The 11290-nt window shown below is 64.4% G+C and carries 9 protein-coding genes and 3 pseudogenes; 4 read left to right on the forward strand and 8 right to left on the reverse strand.

Annotated elements, in window-relative coordinates:
- Positions 1-16: 16 nt before the first annotated feature.
- A complete protein-coding gene (locus tag X773_RS58205; RefSeq protein WP_023677587.1) occupies positions 17-763 on the reverse strand; it encodes a GntR family transcriptional regulator in 747 nt (248 codons plus the stop codon).
- 99 nt (positions 764-862) lie between these two features.
- On the opposite strand from X773_RS58205, the gene X773_RS58210 reads away from it, so the two are divergent.
- The 3 genes from X773_RS58210 (at position 863) to X773_RS58220 (ending at position 2723) form a co-directional block, all read left to right on the forward strand.
- Positions 863-1417, forward strand: a complete 555-nt coding sequence (locus X773_RS58210; protein ID WP_023677588.1) for an autotransporter — start codon at positions 863-865, stop codon at positions 1415-1417.
- A gap of 159 nt (positions 1418-1576) precedes the next feature.
- Positions 1577-2362: a DUF899 domain-containing protein gene (locus X773_RS58215; RefSeq protein WP_023677589.1), complete on the forward strand. Its 786-nt coding sequence runs from the start codon at positions 1577-1579 to the stop codon at positions 2360-2362.
- A gap of 94 nt (positions 2363-2456) precedes the next feature.
- Entirely contained in the window at positions 2457-2723 is a 267-nt protein-coding gene (locus X773_RS58220) for a hypothetical protein (protein WP_023677590.1), read from the forward strand.
- Positions 2724-2769: 46 nt separating this feature from the next.
- Here the strand turns inward: X773_RS58220 and X773_RS58225 are convergent, their stop codons facing one another.
- The 7 genes and pseudogenes from X773_RS58225 to X773_RS58255 all read right to left on the reverse strand — a co-directional run bounded on the left by X773_RS58225 (position 2770) and on the right by X773_RS58255 (position 10855).
- Positions 2770-3708 carry an alpha/beta hydrolase gene (locus X773_RS58225; protein ID WP_023677591.1) on the reverse strand — a complete coding sequence of 313 codons (939 nt, stop codon included), beginning with the start codon at positions 3706-3708 and terminating at the stop codon, positions 2770-2772.
- A gap of 216 nt (positions 3709-3924) precedes the next feature.
- A complete protein-coding gene (locus X773_RS58230) occupies positions 3925-4707 on the reverse strand; it encodes a carnitinyl-CoA dehydratase (protein WP_023677592.1) in 783 nt (260 codons plus the stop codon).
- Positions 4700-6789: pseudogene (locus X773_RS58235) on the reverse strand (acetate--CoA ligase family protein). Before X773_RS58235 ends, X773_RS58230 begins: the two are co-directional and overlap by 8 nt.
- Before the next feature lie 186 nt (positions 6790-6975).
- On the reverse strand, positions 6976-8139 hold the full coding sequence (locus X773_RS58240; RefSeq protein ID WP_023677593.1) for an acyl-CoA dehydrogenase: 1164 nt from the start codon (positions 8137-8139) through the stop codon (positions 6976-6978).
- Positions 8140-8230: 91 nt separating this feature from the next.
- Positions 8231-9287: pseudogene (locus X773_RS58245) on the reverse strand (3-hydroxyacyl-CoA dehydrogenase NAD-binding domain-containing protein); the annotation flags it as partial.
- Positions 9284-9913, reverse strand: a complete 630-nt coding sequence (locus tag X773_RS58250; protein WP_023677594.1) for an HD domain-containing protein — start codon at positions 9911-9913, stop codon at positions 9284-9286. The pseudogene X773_RS58245 and the gene X773_RS58250, both read right to left, overlap by 4 nt.
- Before the next feature lie 30 nt (positions 9914-9943).
- On the reverse strand, positions 9944-10855 hold the full coding sequence (locus X773_RS58255) for a 3-keto-5-aminohexanoate cleavage protein (protein WP_023677595.1): 912 nt from the start codon (positions 10853-10855) through the stop codon (positions 9944-9946).
- 76 nt (positions 10856-10931) lie between these two features.
- Between X773_RS58255 and X773_RS58260 the strand changes: the two are divergent.
- A pseudogene (locus tag X773_RS58260) lies at positions 10932-11290 on the forward strand (GlxA family transcriptional regulator); the annotation flags it as partial.

The raw sequence follows: 11290 nt of genomic DNA on the forward strand, positions 1-11290 counted from the left end.
CCCCCAACGGCGTGCATCAGGCGAAGGGCTGCAAATTGACGTCTTGAAGCTTGGAACCGGCAAGCAAAGCCTCGAGCACCTGCTTCTTGAGAGACAGGCACTGCGAACGGGCAAGTTTGACGATGGCGGAAACCTCGCCTGCCTCGCAGGCAAGGACCAGCTCCTTTTGCTGGGCGATGATCAACTGGGTGAAGTCGCGGGACTTGAAGCCGAGGTGGAGAACCCGCGCCGACTGGTCGAGTATCTGGTCCAGGAGATGCGCCAGTCGTAAATTTCCCGAGAGCTCCGCAAGGGCCAGACGAAAGGCACGGTCGGCCGCAAGGAAGGCGACGTGGCTGCGTAGCGTCTCCGGCTTAAGCACTTTTTGCGCTGCCAGCCTGACATCCTCGAGCCCGCGCTCGGTCATGTTCGATGCCGCCACCCTGAACACTTCCGGCTCGATCAAGCTGCGGACATCGAAGATCTCGTTGACGTCCCGCAGGCTAAGCGTCGCAACGACGTAGCCGCGGCGCGGCTCGCTCCTGACCAGTCCTTCCTGCATCAGTCGGGCCAGCGCCGCGCGGATGGTCGCCTTTTTGATCTGGTATCGATCGCCGATCTGCTTCTCCGTCAGCGCTTCACCAGGGCGCAGAACGCAGGCAATGATGTCGTTCCTCAGCTGCTCATATGCCTGTTCCCTGCGAAGGACGTCGGCGGCCGACAGTGCTGTCGCCTCGACCGTAGCCGGTCTTGCCGGTTCGGCGGTCAACTTCGTCGTTTTCATATTTTGTCCGTCTGGCTGTCCGATTGACGCTGGCCTCAGCATTCGCTAGCGTGAGCATCTCAGATAAGCAATCTGAGCATCTCAGGGAGGATAACTGATATGCCTTTAGCCGCCAACTCGCCCCTCTACGCCGTTGCCGATGATATCGTCAATGCAGCGAAAGGGCCAGATCCCCTCGAAGCGGTAAGGACGGTCCTGGGCGACTACACCAACCGCTTTCACGCATCGGGAACACTCGCTCACGAAGAAGACGACGACGAGGTGCTTCTGCATGCGAGTCCGAACCTGACGATCTATCACATCACTCTGTCGCCCGGCCTGCAGTACCCGCCTCACAACCACCTGATGGATGCCTTGATCGGCATCTACAAGGGCAGCGAGACGAACTTCATCTATCCCGTTGCCGGCAGCGAACTCGATGTTCCCGAAAGGCAGGACATCGCAGCGCCTGCCGTGGTGCACATGGCGTCAAATACCGTGCATGCGGTTGCGAATACGGGCGGTGCGCGATCGGGTGCACTGCATGTCTACCTCGGCGATCTCACACGAACCCACCGGCAGCTGTGGAGTCCGGACAGCAACCACGCCGAGCCGTTTGACAATGACCGCTATCTGGCCGGCGCTCGGCCCATTCAGCAGTCCGGGCACGAATGAGCGCAGGGGCGTCGCGGGCGGCGAAATTGGCCGTGATCAGCGGACCCGTCGGAATCGCGTCACACTTGTCACTCTCGCCAATCCGCTATCGCCCCTATCCTGGCTCACGACCCAACACGTCGCGCCGGTGCGGCGACAAACCAGCAAGGGAGATGCACAATGACGGCACATCAGAATGGCACAGGCGAGCAGACGACGCGGCTCGCGATGAAGACACCACCGGTCGTTTCGCCTGACGCGTGGGAGGCCGCGCGCCAGCAGTTGCTCGTGAAGGAGAAGACCGTGACCCGGGCTCGCGACGCACTGGCCGCCGAGCGCCGGCGGATGCCGTGGATGGCGGTGGAGAAGACCTATACGTTCGAAGGGCCTGACGGAAAGGTGAGCCTGCTCGACCTGTTCGAGGGCCGCCGTCAACTGATCGTCTACCGCGCCTTCTTCGAGCCCGGCGTATTCGGCTGGCCCGACCACGCTTGCCGCGGCTGTTCGCTTGGGGCGGACCAGGTCGGCAACCTCGCCCATCTGAACGCCCGCGACACCACGCTTGCCTACGCCTCGCGCGCACCGCAGGCCGACATTGCGCGGCTGAAGGCGCGGATGGACTGGAAGATGCCCTGGTACACCATCACCGACAGCTTCGATGCCGATTTCGGCGTTGACGAATGGCACGGCCACAACGTGTTCATCCGCGACGGTGATCGCGTGTTCCGTACCTACTTCATCAACAACCGCGGCGACGAGGCGATGGGGACCGTATGGAGCTATCTCGACCTGTCGCCGCTCGGCCGCCAGGAGGTTTGGGAGGATTCGCCCGAGGGCTATCCGCAGACGCCGACGTACAAGTGGTGGAACTGGCACGACAATTACGGCGCCGAAGCCGTTCCCGACAAAAAGTGGGTCGAGGTGTCGGACGCCGGAGAGGCCGCGTTCCGGAACCGCACTGAATAGAACGTCTTTGGCGTCGCGGAAATGCGGCCAGGACAATTGGAGGAGCGGGATGCACGGATCGACCGCATCCCGCTCGCTATGCAGGACTACGGACATGAGCGAGATTCATGCAGGCGGATCCACCGGCGATGCGAGCCCGGCCGGCCATAGTGCAGCCGATTGGCTGTCCTTTGCGGCCGCGCCGACCTTCGCAACCATGGCGCTGCTGACGCTTCTCGGCGGCGCGCCGGACATGATGTGCTCGACCGGGCAAGAGGCGTCACCGCTGGGCGGCATGGTCCCGATGTACCTGCTGATGAGCGGCTTTCATTTAGGACCTTGGCTGAAGCAGGTTTCCGGCCGGCGACGCCGCCGCAAATAGAGCTGTACCGGCCGACAAAGGCCCGTTCTGGTCGGGAAGACATCACTCACCAGATCCACTCGCCCCTTCCCAAAATCGCTACCGCATCGACAATCCGGGTAAAGCTCGAGCGGGCGCGGCCGGCCGTGTGCCTGGCGCGCAAATAGCCATGCACCAGCCCCGGCTCCTCGAGCCACCAGGCGCGCCCGCCCGCGGCAACGATGCGGTCGCGATAGGCTTCGCCGTCCGACGACAGCGGGTCGCATTCAGCGGTGATCACGACGGTGGGCGGCAGATTGGCGAACTCGGCGTCGGCGAGCGGCCACAGAGTGAGATCGCCGGTGCGATCCTCGCCACCGGTCCTGATGTCCCTGTAGAAAACGAGGTCGCGCGCGGTAAGCATCGGCGCTTCCGCGTGGGTGACGTAGGAACCGGCGGAGCTGTCGCCGCCGAGACCGGGATAGACCAGAATTTGGCCGATCGGCTTGCGCGCATGTCCGCGCGTTGCGTGGCTGACAGCGGCGGCGAGATTGCCGCCGGCACTGTCGCCGCAGAGCAGGACAGGACGCTCGTAAGTCGCCGCCGCCCATTCGAAGGCGCAGATGGCGTCGTCGAAGGCGGCCGGATGAAGGTGCTCAGGCGCCAGCCGGTAGTCGACCGAAACCACTTCATAGCCGGTGCGGCTGCAAAGCTCGGCGCAGAGGTCGTCATGGCTGTCGAGCCCGCCGAGGATAAAACCGCCGCCATGGAAATAAAGCACCATCGCCGCCGCTTCCGGCGCCGGGGCGCGGTAGACGCGGATCGGAATGTGCCAGGGTGTGGCAATGGCGGTGGTTTCCGCCGTGACGCCTTGGGGATAGCCGGCAAAGAACTCGCGGCACATCCGGTTGTAGATCTGGCGCTGCTCGGCGATGGTGTAGTCGATCGTATCGGGCGGATAATAAGAATTGGTCCGCTCGATGAAGGCCCAGGTCTCGGCGTCGATGAGGGTTTTGTAGTCGGTCATGGGCGCTAAATGGATCGCAATGAATCCGCCTGAACACCCCCCTCTGGCCTGCCGGCCATCTCCCCCTCAAGTGGGGAGATCGGCAGCTTCGGCGAAACCGCCTTTTTTCCGGCGTCGACAATTGGCGAAAGCGATGATGACACCCAATCTCCCCCCTTGAGGGGGAGATGTCCGGCAGGACAGAGGGGGGTGAGCGCCATCATTCCTGCAATACCACTACTTCCCCTTCCACACCGGATCGCGCTTTTCGGCAAAGGCGCGAAAGCCCTCGAGATTGTCCTCCGAGCCGTAGAGTGCGTCAACCGTCGACAGTTGCCGGCGCGTCACCCGGTTCATGGCGTCCTGGAACGTCAGCGATTCTGCGACCCTGGCCGTTTCCTTGATCGCGGCGAAGACCAGCGGCGGGCCGCTGGCAAGCAGCCGTGCGATTTCCCAGACGCGGTCCTCCAGTCTTTCCTTGGGCAGCACCTCGTTGACCAGGCCCCATCGATGCGCCTCGGCGACATCCATCCAGCGGCCGGTGAGCAGAAGGTCCATGGCGACATGGTAGGGGATGCGCTTAGGCAGCTTGATCGTCGCCGCATCGGCCAGCGTGCCGGCACGGATTTCGGGCAGGGCGAAGGAGGAGTGATCCGATGCATAGATGAGGTCGCAGGATAGCGCCAGTTCGAAGCCGCCGCCGACCGCCATGCCATTGACGCAGGCGATCACCGGCTTGTTGAGGTCGCGCAGTTCCTGCAGCCCGCCGAAGCCGCCGACGCCATAGTCGCCGTCGACCGCGTCGCCGCTGGCTGCGGCCTTCAGGTCCCAGCCGGCGCAGAAGAACTTGTCACCGGCGGTCTTGACGATGGCGACGCGCAAGTCGGGATCGTCGCGAAACGCCTTGAAAATCTCGCCCATCAGCCGCGACGTCTTCAGGTCGATGGCATTGGCCTTGGGCCGGTCGAGCGTGACTTCGAGGACAGCGCCTTCGCGGCGGGTCGAAATGATTTCAGACATTCTTCTTGTCTCCAAGCACCAGCAGCGCATCGGCGATCCAGGCGCCCTTGCCTTCGGTGCAGACGATCAGCGGATTGATGTCGAGTTCCTCGATCTCGCCGGCGTTTTGCTGCACGAAAGCGGCAATGCCCGATATCGCATCGATTGCCGCTGCAACATCGGCCTTCGGCCGACCGCGATAGCCGTCGAGCAGCGGGAACAGTTTCAGCCCGCGCAAAGCGGCCTCGATATCGTCGCGGGTCGCCGGCAGCATCAGCGTGACGCTGTCGCGCAACAGCTCGACCAGCACGCCGCCGGTGCCGAGCGTCATCACGGCGCCGAACATCGGGTCGCGGGTGAAGCCGACGAGCAGCTCGGCGACGCCGTCGCGCACCATGCGCTCGACATAAAGGCCCGTGCCGAGCGGGCCGAGATCGTGGGCGGCGGTGCTGACGGATTCGGCATCCCTCAAATTGAGCCGGACCGCGTCGAGCTCGGACTTGTGGATGACACCAAGGGCCTTCAGCGCCACCGGGAAGCCGAGCGCCATCGAGGAGATGACAGCTTCGACCGCGTTGCCGGCGCGCTCGCCCTTCGGCACGGGGAGCCCGGCCTCGATGAGCCGCGCCTTCGCCTCGGCCTCGTCCGGCGTGACATGGTCGCCGACCGGCGCGCCGGACGCCGAAGTGTCGATCGGCTGCGCCTGCGGNGCGCCTGCGGCTCGCGCCAGGCCCAGCCGATGAAGGCCGCCGCCTGGGCGGCGTCCATGGCTTCGGAGATGCCGAACAGCGGCACCATGCCCCGCGCCATCAGGCCGGCAGTGTATTCCTCGGGCAGGTTCTCCGGCAGCGAGGAGACGATCGCGCCTTGCGCGCTGTTGGTCTTCAGCGCCACTTCGAAGGCGCGCAGCGTCGCCCACCAGTCGGTGTCCGAGCAGCGGTCGGGGCGCGGGAAATCGAGCACCAGCATGTTGAGGTCGAAGCCGCCCGACACCATCGCGGTGAAGGTGGCGGTCATCGCCGGCTCGTTGTTCCAGATGAAGGTGTGGTAGTCGAGCGGGTTGGCCACCGCGACCAGCGGCCCGAGCGTCGATTTGACATGCGCGCGGTGCTCGGGGGTGAGTGGCGGAAACGTCACCCAGCGGCCTTCGGCGCTGTCGGCCATCACTGACGCCTCGCCGCCCGAACAGCTCATCGACGACAGCCGGTAGCCGGGCAGGGGGCCGGTGACGTGCAGCAGCTTGAGCGCCTCGATGAAGGCGGGAATTGAATCGATGCGGGCGATGCCGAGCCGCTTCAGGAAGGCGCCGGACGCCGCGTCCGAGCCGGCCAGCGACGCGGTATGGGAGACGGTCGCCTGCCGCGCCTGCTCGGAGCGGCCGACCTTCATGGCGATGACAGGCTTCTTCAGCTCGCGTGCCCGTGCCGCCAGCCTTTCGAAGCCGGCTACCGAATCGAAGGCCTCGATATGCAGGCCGAGCGCGGTGACGCGGTCGTCCTCGATCAGGCCGAGCGCCATTTCGGAAAGCCCGGTCTGCGCCTGGTTGCCGGCGGTCATCAGAAAGGCGATCGGCAGGCCGCGCTTCTGCATCGTCATGTTGATGGCGATGTTCGACGACTGGGTGATGATGGCAACGCCGCGACCGCCTTCTGGCAGCCTGATGCCGCCATGCTGGTCGGGCCACAAAAGCGCGCCGTCGGCATAGTTGATGAGCCCGTAGCAGTTCGGCCCGATGATTGGCATTTGGCCCGCCGCCGCGACCAGCTCGGCCTGCAGCCGCTCGCCGTCCTCGTCATAGGCCTCGGTTTCGAGGAAGCCGGCGGCGAAGCAGACCGCACCGCCGGCGCCGCGCTCGGCCAGTGCCTTGACCACTTCGATGGTCAAGTGCCGGTTGACGCCGACGAAAGCGGCATCCGGCGCACCGGGCAATTCGGCCACCGAGCGATAGGCCTTGCGGCCGGCGACCTCGGCCTTGCTCGGATGCACCGGCCAGATCTCGCCGGCAAAGCCCATCTTGATCGATTGCGCGACGACGGCGGCAGCCTGCGCACCACCGAAGACCGCGATCGATTTCGGCCGCAAAAGACGTTCAAGCCTGTGCACGAAGACCCCCCTCTGCCCTGCCGGGCATCTCCCCCTCAAGGGGGGAGATTGGCAGCTGGGCCGCCGGCCCGAGGCATGCAACGGTAATAACTGGCGAAATCAGGAATGGCGGCCCATCTCCCCCCTTGAGGGGGAGATGTCCGATAGGACAGAGGGGGGTGGGAAGGAATGCAAACATTGCGCTGTTCAGCCCCCGAACGGGCGCAGCAGCGCCCGCGAGATGATGTGGCGCTGGATTTCCGAAGTGCCTTCCCAGATGCGCTCGACGCGGGCGTCGCGCCAGATGCGCTCGAGCGGCAAATCGTCCATCAGCCCCATGCCGCCATGGATCTGGATCGCCTCGTCGGCGACAAAGGCGAGCATTTCGGTGGCCTTCAGTTTGGCCATGGCCATGTCCTGGTCGGTGACGGTGCCCTGATCGTACTTCCAGCCGGCTTCGAACACCATCAGGTCGGCGGCCTTCAGCTCGGTCGCCATGTCGGCGAGCTTGAACGACACGCCCTGGAATTTGCCGATCGGCTGGCCGAATTGCTGGCGCTGCGCGGCGTATTCGATGGCATGGCCAAGCGCCCGCTCGGCACGGCCAAGGCAGGTGGCGCCGACCTGCAGGCGCGTTGCGCCGAGCCAGGAATTGGCGACCTCGAAGCCCTTGTGGACCTCGCCCAGAACCTGGCTCGCCGGCAACCGGCAATCGTCGAATTCGAGGATGGCGTTGGTGTAGCCGCGATGCGAGACGTTGCGGTAGCCGTCGCGCACGGTGAAACCCTTGGTGCCCTTGTCGACGAAAAAGGCGGTGATCTTCTTGCGTTTTCCACGCGAAGCCTCTTCCTCACCCGAGGCCATGAAGACGATGGCGAAATCGGCGAGATCCGCATGGCTGATGAAATGCTTGGTGCCGTTCAGCACCCAGTCGTCGCCGTCTTGCACGGCGGTTGCCTTCATGCCGCGCAGATCGGAGCCGGCGCCCGGCTCGGTCATTGCCAGGCAATCCCATTTCTCGCCGCGAATGCAGGGAAACAGATATTTTTCGCGCTGCTCCGGCGTGCCGGCAAGGAGGATGTTCGAAGGCCGCGCCACGCAGGTCCAATGCAGCGCGTAATTGGCGCGGCCGAGTTCCTTTTCATAGAGCAGCCAGGTCACCGTATCGAGCCCGGCGCCGCCGACATCGGCCGGCATGTTGGCGGCATAGAGGCCGGCTTCGATCGCCTTGGCCTTGATCTCCTCGATCAGCTCGCGGCGCAGCACGCCGGTACGCTCTACTTCGCGCTCATGCGGGTAAAGCTCGTTCTCGACGAAGGCCCGAGTCGTCTCGACGATGAGCTTCTGCTCCTCCGAAAGACCAAAATCCATGGTCTCAGCCTTTCTTCCTTTTCTTCGGCTTTTCAGCCTTGGCCTTTTCGGCCGCCTTGGAGGCGGTGGGCTTCTTGGCCGCGAGCTTGGCCAGCTGCCTGGTGTAGTCCTTATGCAGGGCGCCGGCACCCCAGCCTTTGCCTTTGTTCTGCTTCGACAGTGCCTCCATGATGGCGACCAGATTGTCGTCGCGGATCTTTTCGAGCTCGCGGATCGACAGACCGTGCGCCTGGTCGTCCGACTGCGTCGCGATCAGCTCGACCAGCTCATCGTTGAACTCCGGCACGTCCATCAGCTTGGTCCACGGCCATTTCAGGCACGGGCCGAACTGCGCCATGAAGTGGCGCATGCCGGCCTCGCCGCCGGCGACGCGATAGACCTGGAACATGCCCATCTGCGCCCAGCGCAGGCCGAAGCCGTAGCGCATGATGTCGTCGAGCTCCTCGACCGTGCAGATGCCGTCCTTGACCAGCCACAGCGCCTCGCGCCAGGCCGCTTCGAGCAGCCGGTCGCCGACGAACGCTTCGATCTCCTTGNCCCAGCCACAGCGCCTCGCGCCAGGCCGCTTCGAGCAGCCGGTCGCCGACGAACGCTTCGATCTCCTTGCGGATCACCACCGGCTTCATGCCGATCGAGGCATACATCTCCTTGGCGACTTCGATCGCCTCGGGAAAGGTCTGTTCGCCGCCGACGATTTCGACCAGCGGCAGCAGATAGACGGGGTTGAACGGATGGCCGACGACCAGCCGCTCCGGGTGCTTCTTCATCGCCACCTGCATGTCGGTCGGTTTGATGCCGGAGGTGGAGGAGCCGATAATGGCGTTGGCCGGTGCATAAAGGTCGATCTCGGCCAGCACGCGGTGCTTCAGGTCGAGCCGCTCCGGCACGCTTTCCTGGATGAAGTCGGCGTCGGCCACCGCCTCGGCGATCGTCTTGGCGAAGGTAAGCTTGCCCTCTTTCGGCAGGCCGCCGGGCAGCATCTGCTTGTAGGCGCGGCGTGCGCCCTTCATCACCTCGCCGACCTTGCGTGACGCCTCGGGATCGGGATCGAAGATCGACACGTCGATGCCGTTGAGCAGCAGCCGCGCCACCCAGCCGGCGCCGATGACGCCGCCGCCGATCGCGGCCGCCTTGTTGATGATGCTCATGCGGAAGCTCCGGTTCTTGTGCGGGCTGTTGCGGGGTCGGTGAGGGCGACACGCTCGCCGGCACGGATCACGGATGCGTCATAGGCCTTGCGCGCGAACACTTCGAGCACGAAGGGCCGGAAGAAATCGATCGGCAATGTCTCGTAGTCGGGATCGAAGCTCGACTGATCCCAGCGTTCGCAAAACTTATCGCAATCGTCGAAGTAGATGTGCCCGGCGAAACGGTCGCGGGCGTGTGGATTGCCGCCGAGGTGGTGGGCGTAATAGAGGCGCTGGAAATCGCCGTGCTTCTCCACCACCCAGGTGCATTGCTCGCGCACAAAAGGCTTCAGGATCGACGCCGCATACTCGTCGTGGTTATAGGGCGCGTAGATGTCGCCAATATCGTGCAGCAAGGCGCAGGCAATCCAGTCGGTGTCGGCGCCGTCGCGCCAGGCCCGTGTTGCCGCTTGCAGTGAATGGCCGAGCCGGGTGATCTTGTAGCCCGAGAGGCCCGCATCAAGCTGGACGAGCGCGTCGAGCAGCCGCTCGCCGGTCTTTGCCGCATAGTCGATCTCGTGCTCGGTGAGGAAGGCATAGTCCTCGCGGTCGCCGTCCTTCATGGCGGTGAATTTCACGGTCTTCATCGGCGGCTCCTCCCAACCGGCTACCGGCTTTCAAAGCGGTGCGCGCTTCGTCAGGTTCAGCTTCTTGCGGACTTCGTCCGGGCCGATGACCCTGGCGCCCATATTCGACACGATGCTGACCGCCCGCTCGACCAGCTGCGCATTGGTCGCCAGCACGCCCTTGTCGAGCCAGAGATTATCCTCCAGTCCGACGCGGACATTGCCGCCGGCCAGCACCGCGGCTGCGACATAGGCCATCTGGTTGCGGCCAATGGCAAAGGCCGACCAGTTCCAGGTCGACGGTACATTGTTGACCATGGCCATGAAGGTGTTGAGGTCGTCCGGCGCGCCCCACGGCACGCCCATGCACAATTGCACCAGCGCGTCCGGCTTCAGCACTTCTTCCTCGACCAATTGCTTGGCGAACCACAGATGCCCGGTGTCGAAGGCCTCGATCTCCGGCTTGACGCCGAGCGCCGTCATCATGCCGCCCATGGCACGCAGCATGCCGGGCGTATTGGTCATGACATAATCGGCCTCGGCGAAATTCATGGTGCCGCAATCGAGCGTGCAGATTTCCGGCAGGCACTGGCTCACATGTTCCATGCGGTTGCTCGCGCCGCCCATGTCCGTGCCTTTTTCGTTCAGCGGCAGCGGCTTCTCCGGCGGGCCGAATACCATGTCACCCCCCATGCCGGCGGTCAGGTTCAGCACCACGTCGACGTCCGCCGCGCGGATGCGCTCGGTTACTTCGCGATAGAGATGCACGTCGCGCCTAGGCTTGCCGGTCTCGGGATCGCGCACATGGCAGTGCACGATTGCAGCACCTGCCTTTGCCGCCTCGATAGCCGAATCGGCGATCTCTCTGGGCGAGCGCGGCACATGCGGGCTGCGGTCCTGCGAACCGCCGGACCCGGTCACGGCACAGGTAATGAAAACCTCACGGTTCATCGCTAACGGCATCGGACTCTCTCCCAATAGAACGTAGGGCAAGAATGCCTGACTTGCCGGAAACTGTTTTGCGTTTTACGAAGATCGTGTGACCAAAAACGAAAAACCGACGATCTTTCGGGCCGAGCGTTTGCCGCTCAAGGTAACGCTGCTGGTATTCTCCGGCTCGTCGATCATGTGCGTCGCGTCGGCCGTCGATCCGTTGCGCGCCGCCAACCGCATTGCCGGTGAGACGCTGTTTGATTTCAGGCTGGTCTCGGTGACAGGCGAGGCGCCGGTCACCACATGCGGCCTGCCGGTGGCGGTCAGCGGCCGCTTCGATGCGGCTGACACAACCGATATGCTGGTCGTCGTCGCCGGCTTCGGCACGCAGAACTACGCCACATCGGCCCTGCTGTCCGGACTGCGCCGGGCGGCGCGCGCGGCACGCGCCTGCGGCGGCGTCGA

Origin of the sequence: Mesorhizobium sp. LSJC280B00, assembly GCF_000502835.1 — a bacterium.
Lineage (GTDB): Bacteria > Pseudomonadota > Alphaproteobacteria > Rhizobiales > Rhizobiaceae > Mesorhizobium.